The sequence below is a fragment of the Ureibacillus yapensis genome (assembly GCF_003515775.1).
GTDB lineage: Bacteria > Bacillota > Bacilli > Bacillales_A > Planococcaceae > Ureibacillus > Ureibacillus yapensis.
Genome location: NZ_QWEI01000002.1, coordinates 390,964 through 409,644 on the forward strand (window position 1 = coordinate 390,964; position 18,681 = coordinate 409,644).

Here is an 18,681-nt window from a genome sequence, read left to right on the forward strand (position 1 = left end):
GTTCTTTTTAAGCTGTAAAATCGAAACAAAAAAAGCCCAAAATTCTTTTGAAAGAATTTTGGACTCTTAAACCTATAGTGTCACTCGTAATGCTTCAATCAAATCCGGGTTATACTCCCCGCTGCGGAGCATATCAATTTCATATTGATAAGGAGCAGTTTTATTTTTTGCATCTGCTCCAACCCAAGGCGTTTCAAGGATTTTCGGGATGTCCTTGAATACTTCGTGGTGCACAATCCTGTGTAGTGCTTCAAAACCAATTTCGCCAAACCCGATATTCTCGTGGCGGTCTTTTGCAGCACCACAAGCATTTTTGCTGTCATTGACATGGACCACTTTAATTCGGTCGATTCCGATCAATTGGTCAAACTTCGCCAATACCCCGTCAAAGTCATTAATAATATCGTAACCGGCATCGTGCGTATGGCAAGTATCAAAACATACAGACAGTCTTTCATTGTTTTTAACGCCATCAAAAATTTGCGCCAATTCTTCAAAAGAACGGCCAATTTCCGATCCTTTTCCTGCCATCGTTTCGAGTGCGATCTGTACCGGAAAATCGTTTGAGAGCACTTCGTCTAAGCCTTCTATAATTTTGGCGATTCCCGCTTCCACCCCAGCACCAACATGGGCACCTGGATGCAGGACAATTTGAGTGGCACCGATTGCAGCAGTTCGTTCAATTTCTTTTTGAAGAAATTCCACTCCAAGAGCAAACGTTTCCGGTTTTGTCGTATTCGCTATATTAATGATATATGGAGCGTGTACTACAATATTGGACAATCCATTTTCTTTCATATGCGCCAATCCTGCTTCGATATTCAACTCTTCAATCGGCTTGCGGCGAGTATTTTGCGGTGCACCCGTATAAATCATGAATGTCGATGCGCCATAGGAAGCAGCTTCTTTGCTTGAACCAAGCAGCATCTCTTTCCCGCTCATCGAAACATGTGAACCAATCAACACCATTCTCTTTTTCACCCCTGCTTTACTTCGAACGATTACGTTTTCTGCGTTCTTTCTTTTTGATTTTATCCATTTCCCAGCGCATATTGCGTTTATAGCCTGGTTTAACTTTTTTCGGTTTACGCACTTTTGCTTTCGCTATCGCATCGATTTCATTTTCATGTTTTGCACGGTTTTGTCTGGCATGTCGCTCTTTCAATTCAATCCATTCACCGTTTTTCACATCTTTCTGGACAAATGGGATACCCATTTTCTCCACACGCACTACTGCATCCTCATCTTCCGGTTCAAACAATGTGATGGCCGTTCCTTTATTTCCTGCACGCGCAGTTCGTCCAACCCGGTGAATAAAGAATTCAAGATCTTCGGGAATTTCATAGTTGATGACATGCGAAATTCCTTGGATGTCAATGCCGCGCGCAGCCAAATCTGTTGCCACAATATATTGGAATTCCAGGTCGCGAATTTGTTTCATCATCTTCTTACGGTCACGCGGCGATAAATCCCCATGTATTTGCCCCGCTCGAATTCCTTGCTCTGCTAAATAAGCTGCAACGGCTTCTGCATTTTTTCTTGTATTACAGAAAATGACGGCTAAAAATGGATTGATTGCTTCGATGACTTCCACCAATCGACGGTTTTTGGATTTTGATCGAACAGGAACCAATATAAAATCAATACCTTCAGCTACCGGACGTTTGTCATTCATATGAATATGAACAGGCGATTCCATATATTTTTTCAAGAATGGCTGCAATTTTTCGGGAATTGTTGCTGAGAACACAAACATCTCCAGGCTTTCCGGCATATGTGAGGCAAAACCATCGATTTCTTCGATGAATCCCATATCAAACGCCAAATCTGCTTCATCAACAACCAGGATTTGTGCCGTATGAACAAGCAAGGCGCCTTCCTTTACCAAGTCCTGGATTCGTCCAGGTGTACCGACGACGATTTGCGGCTGCGTCTTTAACTTATCAATCGTTCTTTGTTTGTCTGTTCCGCCAATAAATAATTTCGCTGAGATATCTGTTTTGTCAATCAGCTGATTGAGCGTATCAAAAATCTGTTGGGCAAGCTCGCGTGTTGGCGATGTGATTACGGCTTGCACTTCTTGTTTTTCTTCCTGAATTCGTTGAACAATCGGCAACAGGAAACTATGTGTTTTCCCTGTTCCTGTATGCGCTTGTCCAATCGCGCTTTTCCCTTTTAAGATAAGCGGAATTATTTCTTTTTGAATCGGTGTCGGCTCTTCGAAACCAAGTTCTTTAATGGCTTCTTTTAAAAAGGGCTTAAAATCATAATCTGAGTACTTCGACATTTTTCGTACCTCCTACATGCTTCATATTGTACCATCTAAAGAATCCAAAGAACAACTAAAGAACTGTTAACATCCATATTGTCAAGGTCTTTTGAATATTGAAATTATTAATGCCCATACAAGTATTTTATCCATAAAAAAAACCAGGAAACGTCCTGGTTTTTTCAAAAGATATATTTTATTACTAGGTGTATACTTCTGGAAGTTGTTTTCACATCCAGCTCCAGCGCCCAGCCCCTCGAGGTCGCTTCGGTTCCTTCCCACGTGTGCAATTTATCTGCCTCGAAAGCGTAGCGGCAGAGGCAAGCACACATGTCAGGTCCCTCCAGCTGCTTGGGGCTCACACGAAGTTAGTCATGTCGACGATGCAACAGGACGTTGCGTTTTCGTCGACGCGGGGCTAACCAGGGCGCTTGCGCTTTTGAAAATTAATTTGGCATAATTTTCTCGACTGGTTTTGGTTCTTTGATTTTTGGCAGGATTTTATCCAATGATACTGTGCGATTTATAGCATGAGTAGCAGGATCCTGTGCGTCATACTTTTCCAGGAAAGCAATCACTTCTTTTACGATTGGCGTCGGTGTGGAAGCACCTGCTGTAACGGCAACTTTCTCGACTCCTTCCAACCACTCCAGTTTCAATTCGGATAAATCGGCAATTCGATAGGATGGTGTATGTGCAATTTCCTCGGAAACTTGCGTCAGTCGATTGGAGTTATTGGATTTAGGATCGCCTACCACAATCAATAGATCCGCATCACCCGCTTGCTGTGCGACAGCTTCTTGGCGAACCTGGGTTGCCTGGCAAATTTCTTCGTGAACTTGAATATGCGGGTACTTTTCTTTTAAATAATCCATTGCTGCTTTTACATCCCATTGACTCATTGTCGTTTGATTTGTCACAAGCAATTTATCGTTATCCAATTCCAGGTTGTCAATATCCTCGACACCTTGAACGAGATGAACGTGATCTGGCGCGACACCAATCGCTCCTTCAGGCTCTGGATGGCCTTTTTTGCCGATATAAATAATATCATAGCCTTCCGCAGACATTTCTTTGATAAGATCATGCGTTACCGTTACATCCGGACATGTCGCATCAATCGCTACAAGGCCTTTTCTTCTAGCAATCTCGCGAATCTCGGGCGAAACACCATGAGCAGTGAAAATTACCGTTCCCGACTCCACTTGTTCTATGATTTCCTTTCGATTCGGTCCATCCAATGTAATGATGCCATCTTTTTCAAAGGCATCTGTAACATGCTTATTATGAACAATCATGCCCAATATATAGATTGGTCTTGGTAAACTTTTATCTAAAGAGGCATTGCGGGCGATGACCATTGCATCTACTACGCCATAGCAGTAGCCTCTTGGATTTATTTTAATGACCTGCATCGTGTCAACTCCTTTTGTGGTACATAGATTTATTATACCGAAGCGACACGGTGAATACAAAACTTCCTTCCGTCTTTCGAAAAACTATTCATCAAAATGATAGTCCGGCTGGAAAATCTTTGGCATTGAAGGCCGCGGTGTTTTCCTCGGTTTCACGAACTCTTGATCTATTGTAGATTCTGTTAAATCTTCCGCATAAACTTCCCGATTTCTATTTCTGGCTCGATCCAATCCTTCTCGTTCACGTCTTTCAAAATTTTTCGGCCGCGCTCCTTTTTCAAACTCTCTTTCTGACTGTTTAGGGCGTTTTTCTCGGGAATCATAATCCTTTGACTCCGAGTTCTTTGGCAACCCCTGGAACCCTTTATATAATTTCCATAATACCGGTAAATTGCGAAACATCGGTGTTGCTTGCTGAACAATCGGTGTAAAACTTTGAGCCGTTGCCAAGAAGCGATTTGCTGTATCCATAAATGACTCTAATTTCGGAGCAACTCCTTTTTGGGCGAAGCCAGGTCCTTGCATTGGGCCCGGGCCATATCCAGGAGGCTGCATCATGCCAGGCTGCATAAAACGGGCAGGTCTAGGTCCAAAATTGTTTCTTGGTCCCTGCATATGATTGAATGGTCGACCATTTGGCATTGGCTGGCGAAAACTTTGAGGGCGCATTATAATCTCCTTTCTTCATGCTTTTGGGCGCGAAGTTGTTCTAAAGGTATCATATGCAAATAGGCCATTAATGGTACGGTTCCTGCCGCAGTGAAATAAAAAAGGAAGCGTTTTTGAGCGTAAACACTTCCTGCATCGCAATATTTTTAAATAAAGTAATGATTAATCGGCCGGCCGACTCCCCCATAATGAACGTCCACGGAAATGAAGTTCTGCTTTTCGAGAAAATCGAGATATCTTCGCGCTGTTACGCGCGCAACACCGATTGCCGCTGCGACTTCATCCGCGGATACACCTTCTTTTGAATTTTTGACATACTGTAAAACCTTATCCAACGTGTTGCGGTTAAACCCTTTCGGCAATTCCGTCAATACCGTAAGATCATGGTCGCTCTTGTCTCCCATTTCCCTGAAAGGATGAATCATTTCATCCAATTCTTTTTGCGTCACATCATGTACACCCAAAGACTTCATTTTAAAATTGGAATAATTCAACAACGTTTGCTGAATTCGTTCGAAGGTGAAGGGCTTCATTATATAATCATACACACCGAGGTGAAGAATCTGCTGTATGGTTTGCATATCATTTGCTGCCGTAACCGTAATCACATCCACCGGCAAATTCGCATTGCGTATTTTTCTCAATGTAAGAAGCCCATCCTGTTCAGGCATAAATATATCCATTATCACAAGGTGCGGCTGAAGCTCTTCTATTTTTTCAATTCCTTCTATTCCATTACTGCACATCCCGATGACTTTAAATCCATCTACCCGCTCGATAAATTGCCGGTTAACTTCTCTCACCATTGGGTCATCTTCTACAAGTAGCACGTTCATTGTCTCCAATGAAATCCCTCCCTAAATTTCAAAAGTGATTAAAAAAGTGGTTCCTTTATTTGGTTCGCTTGTTACTTCAATCGTGCCATTGCCCTTTTGCACAATTTCATTCACCAAAAATAACCCGATTCCCCGATTTTCTTTGGCTTTTGTGGAGTAGCCGCTCTCGAATATGCGGGATCGCACTTCCTCGGACATTCCGATTCCGTTATCAGCCACCATGATGGCCAACATCCCATCATGGTCGTCAATCGAAATATGAACCTCTTTTTCTTTGTTTTCACTGGTTGCAAAAGAATCAAAAGCATTTTCAATTAAATTGCCGAATAATACAACAAAATCATGATGGTCCAGCTTTTCGGGAAATTTTGTGAATTTACTTTCTTTATCAATGATTACTCCAATCCCAAGCTCTTTTCCGCGGCTAATTTTGCTCAATAATAAGCCGGAAATATTTTCGTTGTATATGCGTTCGTTTAAAAATTTCGTCACATTCTCATGTTCTTCTTTTACTTGGGATAAATATTCCAGTGCTTGTTTCGTGTGTCCAAGGTGCAGCAAACCGGAAATCGTATGCAGCTTGTTTTTGTATTCATGGGTTTGGACCCGCAAAGCTTGTACAAAAGCTTTTACGCCCGTCAGTTCTTCCGCAAGCTTTTTAATGGCCGTTAAATCCTTAAATACGGCAACTGCCCCCACCTTTTTATCATTTACCAGGATGGGAACTCGATTGCTTAATATGCTATGTCCATTCACATATATTTCCTGGTCGAATACCGGTGTTCCCGATAAGACAATTTCCGGCAATCTTGTGTCGGGGAGTACTTCATAAATGTTTTTTCCAATATAAAGGGAAGGCTCGCCCCCTATGCCTAAAATTTCGCACGCCTTCTTATTAAATATGGTAATCGTCAGTTCCTTATCCACTGCAATGATTCCCTCATGCATCGCATTAAACGTTTCAGTACGTTCCACATACATTTTTGATATTTCGTGGGGTTCCAAGTTGAACATCTGCCGCTTAATATGGCGTCCCAGCGTATGGGCGCCCCACATACTGAATAAAGCAGAAAGGGCGATTGTGATGAAAATTTCGTTTTGATAGTCGCTTATAATTTGAAGGGGGGATGGAATATGAAATCCAACCAATGCCACACCAATTTGAATATTAAAATCATTCATGACCGGTACAAATGCACGGATCATGGTTCCCTGTTCGCCATTTGCTTTTGACAGATAGTAATGTTCCGCAAAGGCTGCATTCATATCCGTGGATTGGCTCACTTTTCCGATTTCACTAACGGATGGATGCGAATATTTTCTTCGTTCCATATCCATAATTACGATATAATCCGCTTGATTAATAAACCGGATTTCTTCTATAACGTTATTAATGTTTTCTGACGCTTCCTCAAAATCACTGTTCTTCAGAGAGTTTTTAATATTGGGTAGATTTGCCACGGTTCTTGCAACCAACATGGCTTCTTGCCCAATATCTTTTTCTTTTTCGCTTAATAGACTGCCAATAACAAAAGTTCCTGCAATCAAAAATGAAAAAGCAATAATGAAAAAGGTTAGTAACATGATTTTTTTGTTCATGGATAATTTTCGAAATTTCATTATTGCCCTCCTTCAAATACTATTGGTACACTCACTTTTGAACGTTTATAATTGAAATAAAAACCGTGGTGAAACTCTATGAAAATGTTTTTAACCGGATCTTTTATTACTATTTTTATATTAATCTTACTGTTCGGGTACCGTCAAAATATTTTTTCGGAAACCGAACTGCCGTTTGACGAAGAACAACAGGGACTAAACGAGCAAATCACCATTCATTTCAGCCATGTGGTAGCCGAAAACACCCCTAAAGGAGTGGCGGCAGAGAAGTTTGCGAAACTTGTTGAAGAAAAGAGCAACGGAAAAGTCATTGTACAGATTTATCCAAACGGCATGTTGTATAACGATGAAAATGAGTTGGAAGCACTTCAGGAAAATCAGGTTCAGATGATTGCCCCGACCATTTCAAAAATGACAACCGCTTTACCTGACTGGCAACTGCTTGATTTGCCGTTCATTATAGACAATGAATCACAGCTAAAAGAGATTCTTAATGGAGAATTGAGCGCTGAACTGCTTAAAGAACTGGAGACGATCAATATTAAAGGTTTAACTTTCTGGAACAATGGCTTTAAGCAGATTGCCTCCACAACACCGATTCTGAACGTTGAGCAATTCAAGGGAATACGCATTCGCACGATGGCGAGCGATATTCTACATTTGCAATATGAACTCTTAGATGCCAAGCCAATTGCTACATCCTTCGGCGATGTTTATTACGACTTGCAGCACGGGTCCATCGACGCTCAGGAAAATACGATATCCAATATCTATTCAAAACAATTTCATACAATGGAACATTATATTACGCTATCCAACCACGGTATATTGGCATACGCCGTGATGATAAACGAAGATTTTTGGAACTCCCTGGATGAAGAAATCAAGGAAGTTATTACTGACTCTCTAGCCGAGATGCAAGACTGGCAATTCGAAAAAGCCATGCAATTCAACAAGCAAAACTTGGCCGATTTAAAAGAAAATACGGATGTAGAAATCTACAAGTTGGATAATGACCCAAAGGAGCAATGGAAAAAACAACTGCAGCCAATCTATCGGCATTACGAAGACAAAATAGATGAACATTATCTGGACGAACTTTTCAAGGAAATTCAAAAAACAAAACCTTCACAATAATGAACAAAACGAACAAAACTCAGCCACCTTGCTAAAAGGTGGCTTTTATTATGAGGTTTTTAATTTTGTTCTATAACAAAATGAACACATTCAAAAACAGTAGTATAACAGGGAAAACGTTGAATTATAAGCTTTTGCAACTGTTTTCACATGCAAATTAACAAAATGAACGATATAAACATTAGAAACTAAACAGCTTTTTCAGAAAACTTTCCGTTATGATATTTTCAGATATTGAAAGCGATGTCATCTCGCAAAATTGGATAAGGAGGATGAAAAAATGAAATTATTTAAAAACCTGACAGCTCAAGTTATTCTAGCCATCATTTTAGGGATAATTGTTGGGGCAATTTGGCCGCAATTCGGGACAAGTTTAAAGATTTTAGCGGATTTATTCATTAAATTGATCAAAATGTTAATTGCACCAATCATATTCTTAACAGTAGCAATCGGCATCGGGGCAATGGGGGATATGAAAAAAGTTGGGAAAATCGGGGGAAAAGCGTTAATTTACTTCGAAATCGTCTCTACCATTGCACTTGCTATCGGAATAGCTGTTGCCTTATTGATCAACGCAGGCAGCGGCATTAACACTTCTTCGGCAAATGGAGCAGATATCTCAAAATATACCGAAGCTGCTAACGGGACAGATCACGGACTAGGCGCTTTCATTTCCAGCATTATTCCGGATAATTTTATCGGAGCACTAGCGAATGGACAATTATTGCCAACATTATTCGCTGCTGTGTTATTCGGTTTGGCTGCAGCGGCGCTTGGTGAAAAATCGAAGCCGGTCATTACTTTCTTTGAACAAGTGTCTGACATATTCTTCAAAATTGTCGGTATGGTAATGAAATTCTCGCCAATCGGTGCATTTGGCGCCATGGCGTATACAATCGGGAATTTCGGATTATCCTCTCTTGGAAACCTGGGTCTATTAATGGCCGCTGTTTATATCACAATGGCTTTATTCATTATTCTAATATTAGGTTCAATCGCGAAGTTTTATGGATTTAATATCTTTAAGTTTATTGCATACATTAAAGACGAAATCTTCCTGGTAATCGGTACTTCTTCATCCGAATCCGCTCTGCCATCCATGATGCGCAAGTTGGAAAGATTCGGATGTTCGAAACAAGTAGTCGGGTTGGTTGTTCCGACAGGCTATTCATTCAACCTTGACGGTACTGCAATCTACTTATCGATGGCTGCGTTATTCATTGCCCAAGCATATGGAGTAGATTTAACTTGGATTCAAATCATTACACTTCTAGGTATTTTAATGATTACTTCCAAAGGTGCTGCAGGTGTAACTGGATCTGGCTTCATTACTTTGGCGGCAACATTGGCAGCATTCCCAATGATTCCTGTAGAAGGAATCGCTCTATTAATCGGGGTTGACCGTTTCATGTCGGAAGCACGTGCCGTTACGAACTTAATTGGCAACGGTGTCGCAACTGTTATCGTTTCTAAGTCTGAAAAAGAATTTGACGAATCGGTCAATGCTGAATTCAAGCAATCACGCGCATAGACATGAATTAGGCTCACTAGAATCGTTTTCTAGTGAGCCTTTTTTAATTACCCATATATCTAAATCAAGGATTAAATGAAAATAAATGGTTCAGTATTGATTTCCGACTGTATAAATTCTACAGACAGGTTCGCTTCTGTGCACAACTTATTCATTTTTTCAGCGACGCCCTTAATCATCACCTTTTCGACATGGTGGCCGGGATCGACAATGTTGAGTCCGATGCTTTGGGCATCCTGCGCTACATGGAAATACATATCTCCCGTTACGAATACATCGGCACCCGCTCTTTTTGCTGCATGAATGTACTTATTGCCATCGCCACCGACAACTGCCACTTTCGAAATTAAACGATTGATATCCCCAACTACACGCACACGAGGAACGTTTAATTGCGTTTTAACGTGTTCTGCAAATCGCTCCAATGTCATTGGTTCTTTAAGGGTTCCCACGCGTCCTAGCCCCATTACATTCGCTTCAACGGCTAGTGTATATAAATCATATGCCGGTTCTTCATATGGATGTGCATTTAACATTGCTTTTAGTACTTTATTTTTGGCGGACTTCGGGAACACCACTTCTATTTTTTCTTCGTCCGTTGTTTCCATCTCACCAATTTCCCCGATAAAAGGATCGGCTCCTTCCAATGGTCTGAATCGGCCTTGTCCGTTTGTTGAAAAACTGCAAGCATCATAATCCCCAATATGGCCAGCTCCCGCTTTTGCAAGTGCCAGGCGAAGTGTTTCAGAAAATTCATCCGGTACAAAAACAGCTAATTTCATTAAATTCTCGTGGTAGGTTTTTTCCAGAATTTCTCGGTTTTCAAGTTGGAGGGCATCTGCCAACAAATCATTGACCCCGCCTTCTGCGACATCCAAATTTGTATGTGCTGCATAGACCGCAATGTCATGTTTGATTAATTTTTCATAAAGCTTGCCTGCAGGTGTATCTGTCCGCAAGTTCGCTAATTTACGGAAAATCGGCGGATGATGGGCAATGATTAATTCGCATCCTTTTGCAATTGCTTCATCGGCCACTTGCTCATTCACATCGAGCGTAACCAAGACTTTTGACACATCTTTATTTAACGTTCCGATTGCCAGTCCAATTGGATCATCTTCCATACAAGCAATTTTTTTAGGCGACCAACTTTCAAATTGTTGGATGATTGCATTTCCATTAGTGCTTTTCATCGTTTAGCGCCTCCTCGACTAAAGAGATTAGGTGCAATAGCTCTGTCTTTTTTTGGGCAATTTCAGGCGTTGCTTCCGCGTGTTCCAATGAAGATAGAACTCGTTTTAAATTTTGCACTTCCTTCGACCATTTTTCGATAAAAACATCCGTTTTCTTTGCCATCGAATGTTTGCCCAAATAGATTTCTTGTTCGGTTAGCTCCATATCACCATGCTGGAGAACCAGAATTTCATAAATTTTTTCATCCTCTTTTAAAATCACTTCATCCAAAATAGCCCAATGATTCGCAATCGCCCACTCCCGAATCGCCTTGGCGTGTATGTTGGGCTGCAAAATCAAACGGGTTGCCGTTTTCAGAACTTCCGGTGCTTTTTCCAAAATCGATACAATCAGGGGTCCACCCATCCCGGCAATCGTAATTGTATCCACTCCATCGGCCTCTTGAATTGCCTTTAAGCCATCTGCAAGCCGTACCGTGATATTGTCTGTCAAACCTTCTGCTTTAACTTGCTTTACTGCGGATTCATAGGGACCTTTCACTACTTCCCCAGCAATCGCTTTCTTGATAATTCCTTTATGCACCAAGTAGCAAGGCAAATAGGCATGATCGCTTCCAATATCGGCAACGACAGCTCCTGAAGGTACAAACGATGCGACCGCTTCTAATCGTTTTGATAATTTTTGTGCATTCATATAAGACCGCCTTTTCTATATTCTTCGTACTTATTATATATAAATTTCTAGTATTATTCAGTAAATGTTGACCGGTTCAAAGGAATCCGAATGAAGCTGATGGTTGCCCCTTCAATTAGGAAGAATTATTACCGTGGAGCTTTTTCATTGCTCGGGAATTTGTAAAACTTTTGGACAAAAAAAGCTACCTTATAAAAAATCTATAAGGTAGCCACATAATTATTATTTTAATGAAGAGATATAATCAGCGATTGCCTGCGCTTCAGCGCCAGTTTTTAAACCTGGAGTCATTGGAGTACCTTCAATACCATTTTCAAGAACGTCAACGATATGTTCAGCATCTAGACCCGCAATTTTAGGTCCCATGCCACCAGTTAAGTCACCACCGTGACAACCGATACATGTGCTTACCAATTCTTCACCGCCTGCACCTGCGTCAGCAGTAGCCCCGCCTTCTTCGGTAGTGGCTTCTTCGCCATGTGAAGCAATTTCCTTTTCGTTTCCTGCACCTTCTAATGACATGAAGAAAATAAGTCCGATACCGAATGCCATAATTAGAATATAAGGAATGATTGGATTGTTTTTCATTAGGATAACCTCCCTTAGTTTTAATGTTTCTACATCTATTAATATAGAATCTTGTCAACAATAATTATTGTACTGCATTATTTGGAAAACGAAAAGCCCTTATGTGCAACTTTTACAAGTATTGACACAAATTGGACAAGAAAGTTTTACTGCAGGATATGACGAGCGATGACCAGTTTTTGAATTTCATTTGTGCCTTCCCCGATTTCCAGCAATTTGGCATCCCTTAAGTATCTTCAACTTCATACTCTTTCATATCCCCATACCCGCCATGGATTTGGATGGCTTCGTCTGCTACTTCAACCGCCATTTTGGATGCATAGTTTGGCAATCGCTGCTTCTTTGCTAAATCGCTTTCCCTGGTCTTTTAGCCAAGCTGCTTTATAAACTATATTTCTCGCTAATTCGATTTTCACAGCCATATCAGCAAATTAAACTGAATCGCCTGGAAATGGGAAAGGCTTTTGCCAAATTGCTTTCTTTGTATGGAGTAGGAAACTGCTTTGTCGAAAGCAGCCTATGCAATCCCGACTGCCATCGCTCCAATTCCGATTCGCCCCCCATCCAGGGTGACCAAGAATTGCTCGTATACTTTTCCCATTGTTCCTAATAAATTTTCTTCGGGGACTTTAACATTCTCCAATAAGCTCCGTCGTATTGGAGGCATTCAATCCCATTTTTTCATAATCGCTATTAATAGTGAATCCTTCAGAATCCGTCCGGACAATAATTCCACTTATTTCCTTCCCATTTTTGGAGTCTGTTATGGCTGAGAAAGCCAAATGCTTGGCAAAATTTGTATTCGTAATAAAAACTTTTGAGCCATTGATACCAAAATCCCCATCTTTTAATTGCGCTTTGGTTTCTGTACCGCCAGCATCCGAACCGACATTTGGTTCGGTTAAGATGCTAAAAGAATGATATCGCAAAGTAACCAATTAATACTAGTAACCCTACTATTCCGGATATCGTGAAATACAATAATTTAAATTTAAAGCCCGTCAATAGCCACAAAATGCAATTGGCCGTTAGCAAGCCCAAGAGTATAAATGGTTGTTCAGAGAAATATTCGGTACCTACTTTTACGCACAAACCAAAAAATAAAAGGGCCGATGATACCTGCAAAATCGGTGCCAAGACATCTTCCTTCTTGGCTAAGCGAAAAGCAAATATGAATAGTAAAATCGCAACGAAGCCAACCATGATGGCAACCAGCCACGTTAAGTTGGAAGCCAAAAACAAGATGGCAATCAATGCAATGGTGAAAACAGCTGCGAGTATTGAGGAGAGAATTTTTTTGTTCTTTTCTTTAGCCTTAAGGGATTTTTTAGGGCTAATCTCGTCCTCCAATTCAAGCTCATTGCCTTCAGAGTATAACGTCATCAAAAAATCGCAATAATGCTCCGGCAATAATTTATTTTGTTTCCAAAAAAGTATTTCGTTCAGGATAATTTTTTGTCGAGGATTTGGCATTTTAATTGTCTCCAAATTTGTAGAATTATGTATATTTCCATTTTATCTTATTTTAAGGAGCTAGGGATAGTTAATTTAAATTAAAAAGGCATCCAAATTTGGATGCCTTTAATTTATAAAGATTTCGAGCAGTGTCTAGCGCAAGCCACCCAGCCCCTCGAGGTCGCGGTCTGCTGCTGTCGCTTCGCTTTCGCGCAAAAAACATCTGCCCTCGGTCGAAAGCTGAAAAGATGCTTTCGATTCGGGCCTTCCGCCGTACATAGATGTACAAGTGCCGACAATGTACCTGTCGCTTCGCTTTCGGTACAGTTAAAACATCTGCTGCTGTCGCTTCGCTTTCGCGCAAAAAACATCTGCCACACGACGTGGCGTTGTTGTCGGCCAGCGCTTGAGGCTCACAGGATGTTAGTCATGTCGACGATGCAACAGGACGTTGCGTTTTCGTCTACGCGGGGCTAAGCAGGGCGCTTCCGCTTTTCTTGTTACCTATTCCAAGAAATCTTTTAGACGTTTGCTTCTGGAAGGGTGGCGCAGTTTTCTTAGCGCTTTTGCTTCGATTTGACGAATTCGCTCACGGGTTACGCCGAATACTTTCCCTACTTCTTCAAGCGTACGCGTACGGCCATCATCCAGTCCAAAACGCAAACGCAGAACATTTTCTTCACGGTCCGTTAGTGTATCAAGTACATCCTCAAGCTGTTCTTTTAATAATTCATATGCAGCATGATCGGATGGTGATTGCGCTTCATGGTCTTCGATAAAGTCGCCAAGATGCGAATCATCCTCTTCCCCAATCGGTGTTTCCAAAGAAACCGGTTCTTGGGCGATTTTGAGGATTTCACGCACTTTTTCCGGTGTTAAATCCATTTCTTCCCCAATTTCTTCCGGAGACGGTTCGCGACCAAGATCCTGCAATAATTGTCTTTGAACACGGATTAATTTGTTGATTGTTTCCACCATGTGTACCGGGATACGAATCGTGCGGGCTTGGTCTGCAATTGCACGAGTAATCGCTTGGCGGATCCACCAAGTTGCGTATGTCGAGAATTTAAACCCTTTGCGGAAATCAAATTTCTCCACGGCTTTAATAAGACCCATATTTCCTTCTTGAATTAAATCAAGGAATAACATCCCACGTCCAACATATCGCTTGGCGATTGAGACAACCAAGCGCAAGTTTGCTTCCGCCAAACGTTTGCGCGCTTCTTCATCACCTTGTTCAATACGTTCTGCCAATCGGATTTCTTCTTCAGCAGTAAGTAAGTCAACGCGACCAATTTCTTTTAAGTACATACGAACAGGGTCATTGATTTTAACACCTGGAGGAACACTTAAGTCATTAAGATCAAACGCTTCTTCGCTCTCTTCTTGCTTCGCTAAAACTTCTTCTTCAAATTCTTCTTTTCCATCTACTTCAATACCGAAACTTTTCTCAATATCTTCGGCAAAATGGAAGATTTCTTCATTTTCAAGCTCAAATGGAGAGAGTTTGCTTGAAATCTCTTTCATCGAGATTTCATTTGTTTTTTTTGCTTTTTCTTGTAAAAGTGTTTTCACTTCTTCAATTGTCTGTCCATTGACAACTTCTTTTGATTGTTCTGACTTGTCCGCCATAAACCTTCCTCCTTCTAACAACGAAAATCGGGTTAAATCGCCGATAGTGATTTCCTCAATTGTATAATGGCCTGAGCGATTTCAAGCGCGCGTTTATGCTCATGCATTTTTTCAGCTTCTTGTGAATCATGAAGCAATTTTTGAATTTCTAGCTCTATCCGATGCTTTTTTAACTGCTTTATGCAATCTGAAATTTCTGCTTCAGCCTGGTCTGGATCATGCTCCGCAAGCGCAGCTTCCATCACCAGTTTTCTTAAATCGGGGTCATCCAGGACTTCAAGGAACCTTTGGTAGTCCGGGGACCCATGCTCTTCATAAAAACCGATTAAACGAACAAATACAGCATTGTATCCATCTCTTATGAAAGGTTGAAGTTCAAGGGTCCTTAAAACATGATCAACAACATCGATACTTGATAGCATATGCGATAACAGCATCCGTTCTGCACGTTCAGTTGCATTTAATGATTTTTTTGTTTGAGCAGCAACTTGATTTACTGGTTGTTGTTGTTTACTTTCAGATCGGTTATACCTCTTGGCATGATCCGCTTCAAATTTCCGATATTGTGCATATATGGCTTCCTCAGAAATATTTGTTTCACTTGCTAACTGTTTTATATAAAGATCTCGTTCAATGGGTGAAGATCGGCCAACAAGGAGTTCAAGTACTTCCTGGGTATATTGCAATACGTCATTCTCAAATTGGAAGTTTTTATTTTTCCTTGAATACATCATCATAAAAGCAATGTATGCATGAGGTTTTTCTAAAATTTGTCCAATAAAAGAATCGGCACCATATTTTTTTATATAATCGTCTGGATCTAACTTTTCCGGCAAGACAGCAACTTGGACTTTCAATTTTTCGGAATGCAGCATTTCAGAAGCCCTTTTGGCCGCTTCCCAACCAGCATGATCACCGTCATAACAAACAATTATTTGCTCGCTTAAGCGCTTTAACTTTGTGATGTGCTGAGGCGTTAAGGAAGTGCCCATTGTTGCAACCGCATTATAAACACCAGCCTGATTGGCAGCCAGTACGTCCATAAAGCCTTCCATCAATATAATTTGACGTTTTTTTCGGATAACGGTTCTGGCCTTGTCCAAATTAAAAAGAACATTACTTTTGTGAAAAATAGGCGATTCCGGACTATTTAAATATTTGGCCTCATCTTGCGAATCAATGACTCGACCGGAAAAAGCAATAACTTTTCCATTTTCATCACGAATTGGAAACATGATTCGTCCACGAAAGCGATCAAAGTAAGTATGGTCACTTTCACGCTTGATGATGAGTCCGCACTCCGCCATTTCTTCTTGGTCAAAGCCTTTTCTTTTTAGCAAAACTGACAGCGTATCCCAAGCGGGCAATGACCAGCCTATACCATTCGTTTCGATACTTTCCTTTGTAAATCCTCTTTTTAGAAGATAATTTAAAGCTTGTTCGCCCTCTTCCGTGTTCATCAGTAAATGATGAAAATATTCGGCAGTAAATGCATGAGCCTCAAGCATTTTTTCTTCTTTTAAGGAATAGGCAGACCTTTCATTGGACATACTTGGGCTTTGAAGCTCCAAATTGATGCCAATGCGGCTTCCCAGTTTTACAACAGCATCTGGAAATGGTATATTCTCAATATCCATTACAAAAGTAATCGCATTGCCACCTGCACCGCATCCGAAACAGTGAAAAATCTGCTTGTCTTGCGACACCGAAAACGAAGGTGTATTCTCACCGTGAAAAGGACATAATCCGAACCAGTTACGCCCTCTTTTTGTTAATTGCATATAATCGCTAATGACATCGACTATATCCGATTGAGAGCGGATTTGCTCAATCATCTCTTCAGGTATTTTTCCAGTCATTTCATCACCAACTTCACATGCTTACTACATTATTCGAGATAAATAATTAAAAACCTCTATTTTTTCGACAAAAATAGTTAAATTTTTAAAATCCTTATTTCATTATATTTTTACCACAATTTTCTCATTATAAAACAAATAGATGAATATTTCCACTTTTTTTGTTGCTTTTATAAAAAAATTCTTAACCATTGTCGAAATTTGCTGTTTGAACAATGCCAGCAATTATGCCTTCGCCGATCAGGTGATGGCAAAGAAAATTCTAGCGCGCAAAAAAACCACCTCTAAAACTAGAGGGGTTCATGGTTTCATGCTTATAAATTGTTTTGTTCAATTTTTTCCATAATTACATTTGCTGTTTCTTCGACTGCTTTATTGGTTACGTCAATAATGGAACATCCAATTTTTTCGACTACTTTGTAAAAATGCTCGATTTCTTGTTCAATACGGGAAGGCTTTGCGTAAATGGCATCATCATTTAATCCTAAAGCCATTAAGCGCTCTTTCCGAATGACATTCAATTTTTCCGTAGAAATCACTAATCCAAAACATTTTTTTGGATCCACTTTGAATAATTCTTCTGGAGGCTTGATTTCGGGTACTAATGGCACATTAGCCACTTTATAGCGTTTATGGGCCAAGTATTGGGAAAGCGGTGTTTTCGAAGTTCTGGAAACACCCACCAAAACAACATCGGCTAATAGCAACCCTCTAGGATCCCGGCCATCATCGTATTTCACTGCAAATTCAACCGCTTCAATTTTTTTGAAATATTCATCATCCAGCTTGTGAACAAGTCCCGGCTCTTCGCGCGGCTGCTCGCCTACTTTATCTTCAAAAATATGAATCAGCGGTCCAAGCAAATCAATCCAAGGAAGCCCTTCTTCGTTGCAGCTGTCCATCATGAATTTTCTCTTTTTTGCTTCAACTAATGTAAAAACGATAATCGCTTCTTGTTCTTTTGCGATTTCAACAATTTTTTCTATATGATCATTATTTTCAATATTAGGGAACTTGCGTATCACAGTATTATCGAAGTTTGGCCGAAATTGAGAAACTGCCGCTTTCACAACTTGTTCACCTGTTTCCCCAACTGAATCAGATACGACAAATACTTTTAAATTTTCCAATTTAGCACTCCTTATAAATCATGCGTTTCGGCTAACGAGATAAACGCTTTAGTAACATTGGTCTTGGTTAACCTGCCAACGATTTCAAGACCATTCTCTGTTTCGTTTACAACAGGAAGTGAGTCAACTTGGCGTTCGATTAATTTTTTAGCAGCGCCGATTAATGAATCTGATTTTTTGCAATATACAATATTGGGCATTCTGGACATAATAATATGAACCGGTATTTTCGTTAGTTCTTGAGAACCTATGCTTGTTCGCAATAAGTCTTTCCGGGAAAGCACGCCTTGCAGAAATGAATGGTCATCCACAACGAACAACGTGCCGACATCTTCCAGGAACAACTGGACAATCGCATCGTAAACCGTCATATTTTCTGAAACAACAACCGGCAGGGACTGATAATCTCCTACTTTTAAATTCATCATTGATTCACTTACAGTTGTCATCGTTTTTTTTCCGGAATAGAAATAACCAACTCGCGGCCTAGCATCCAAAAAGCCAGCCATCGTTAAAATTGCTAAATCCGGTCGAAGAGTAGCCCGAGTCAAATTTAAACGTTCTGCAATTTGCTCACCTGTTATTGGGCCATTTTCTTTGACAATCTGCAGAATCGTGTCTTGACGTTTATTGAGTTCTATTGGACTCACCCG

At 40.6% G+C, this 18,681-nt stretch carries 16 protein-coding genes and 1 pseudogene; 2 read left to right on the forward strand and 15 right to left on the reverse strand.

Features of this window, described 5'->3' with window-relative positions; genetic code table 11:
- Positions 1-72: 72 nt before the first annotated feature.
- The 6 genes from D1B33_RS06650 to D1B33_RS06675 all read right to left on the reverse strand — a co-directional run bounded on the left by D1B33_RS06650 (position 73) and on the right by D1B33_RS06675 (position 6,809).
- Positions 73-966, reverse strand: a complete 894-nt coding sequence (locus D1B33_RS06650) for a deoxyribonuclease IV (RefSeq protein ID WP_118875784.1) — start codon at positions 964-966, stop codon at positions 73-75.
- Positions 967-988: 22 nt separating this feature from the next.
- Positions 989-2,287 carry a DEAD/DEAH box helicase gene (locus D1B33_RS06655; RefSeq protein ID WP_118875584.1) on the reverse strand — a complete coding sequence of 433 codons (1,299 nt, stop codon included), beginning with the start codon at positions 2,285-2,287 and terminating at the stop codon, positions 989-991.
- 428 nt (positions 2,288-2,715) lie between these two features.
- Positions 2,716-3,684 (reverse strand): 4-hydroxy-3-methylbut-2-enyl diphosphate reductase, encoded by a 969-nt coding sequence (locus D1B33_RS06660; protein WP_118875585.1) that lies wholly within the window; start codon positions 3,682-3,684, stop codon positions 2,716-2,718.
- An 84-nt stretch (positions 3,685-3,768) separates the two neighbouring features.
- Complete coding sequence (gene vrrA, locus D1B33_RS06665; RefSeq protein WP_118875586.1) at positions 3,769-4,353, reverse strand: VrrA/YqfQ family protein; 585 nt, start codon at positions 4,351-4,353, stop codon at positions 3,769-3,771.
- Positions 4,354-4,499: 146 nt separating this feature from the next.
- Complete coding sequence (locus D1B33_RS06670; protein WP_118875587.1) at positions 4,500-5,198, reverse strand: response regulator; 699 nt, start codon at positions 5,196-5,198, stop codon at positions 4,500-4,502.
- Between the two features lie 12 nt (positions 5,199-5,210).
- Positions 5,211-6,809, reverse strand: a complete 1,599-nt coding sequence (locus D1B33_RS06675) for an ATP-binding protein (RefSeq protein WP_118875588.1) — start codon at positions 6,807-6,809, stop codon at positions 5,211-5,213.
- A gap of 78 nt (positions 6,810-6,887) precedes the next feature.
- Between D1B33_RS06675 and D1B33_RS06680 the strand changes: the two genes are divergently transcribed.
- Together D1B33_RS06680 and dctA are read left to right on the forward strand one after the other, a co-directional pair.
- Positions 6,888-7,946 (forward strand): DctP family TRAP transporter solute-binding subunit, encoded by a 1,059-nt coding sequence (locus D1B33_RS06680; protein WP_118875589.1) that lies wholly within the window; start codon positions 6,888-6,890, stop codon positions 7,944-7,946.
- 280 nt (positions 7,947-8,226) lie between these two features.
- On the forward strand, positions 8,227-9,477 hold the full coding sequence (dctA, locus tag D1B33_RS06685; protein ID WP_118875590.1) for a C4-dicarboxylate transporter DctA: 1,251 nt from the start codon (positions 8,227-8,229) through the stop codon (positions 9,475-9,477).
- 71 nt (positions 9,478-9,548) lie between these two features.
- On the opposite strand, the gene D1B33_RS06690 is transcribed toward dctA, so the two are convergent.
- The 9 genes and pseudogenes from D1B33_RS06690 to D1B33_RS06730 all read right to left on the reverse strand — a co-directional run bounded on the left by D1B33_RS06690 (position 9,549) and on the right by D1B33_RS06730 (position 18,678).
- Positions 9,549-10,670, reverse strand: coding sequence for a Nif3-like dinuclear metal center hexameric protein (locus D1B33_RS06690; protein WP_118875591.1), 1,122 nt, complete (start codon positions 10,668-10,670; stop codon positions 9,549-9,551).
- Positions 10,657-11,364, reverse strand: coding sequence for a tRNA (adenine(22)-N(1))-methyltransferase (locus D1B33_RS06695; protein WP_118875592.1), 708 nt, complete (start codon positions 11,362-11,364; stop codon positions 10,657-10,659). The genes D1B33_RS06690 and D1B33_RS06695 overlap by 14 nt, the downstream gene beginning before the upstream one ends.
- A gap of 222 nt (positions 11,365-11,586) precedes the next feature.
- The gene (locus tag D1B33_RS06700; protein WP_118875593.1) at positions 11,587-11,952 is read right to left on the reverse strand and encodes a c-type cytochrome; all 366 of its coding nucleotides are present in this window, start codon (positions 11,950-11,952) and stop codon (positions 11,587-11,589) included.
- Positions 11,953-12,098: 146 nt separating this feature from the next.
- Positions 12,099-12,857: pseudogene (locus D1B33_RS06705) on the reverse strand (acyl-CoA dehydrogenase family protein); the annotation flags it as partial.
- A gap of 4 nt (positions 12,858-12,861) precedes the next feature.
- A complete protein-coding gene (locus D1B33_RS06710; protein WP_118875594.1) occupies positions 12,862-13,425 on the reverse strand; it encodes a hypothetical protein in 564 nt (187 codons plus the stop codon).
- Positions 13,426-13,911: 486 nt separating this feature from the next.
- The gene (gene rpoD, locus D1B33_RS06715) at positions 13,912-15,039 is read right to left on the reverse strand and encodes an RNA polymerase sigma factor RpoD (protein WP_118875595.1); all 1,128 of its coding nucleotides are present in this window, start codon (positions 15,037-15,039) and stop codon (positions 13,912-13,914) included.
- A gap of 32 nt (positions 15,040-15,071) precedes the next feature.
- Entirely contained in the window at positions 15,072-16,898 is a 1,827-nt protein-coding gene (gene dnaG / locus D1B33_RS06720) for a DNA primase (RefSeq protein WP_118875596.1), read from the reverse strand.
- Between the two features lie 314 nt (positions 16,899-17,212).
- The gene (locus D1B33_RS06725; RefSeq protein ID WP_118875597.1) at positions 17,213-18,028 is read right to left on the reverse strand and encodes a pyruvate, water dikinase regulatory protein; all 816 of its coding nucleotides are present in this window, start codon (positions 18,026-18,028) and stop codon (positions 17,213-17,215) included.
- An 11-nt stretch (positions 18,029-18,039) separates the two neighbouring features.
- Positions 18,040-18,678 (reverse strand): transcriptional regulator CcpN, encoded by a 639-nt coding sequence (locus D1B33_RS06730; RefSeq protein WP_118875598.1) that lies wholly within the window; start codon positions 18,676-18,678, stop codon positions 18,040-18,042.
- Positions 18,679-18,681 lie beyond the last annotated feature (3 nt).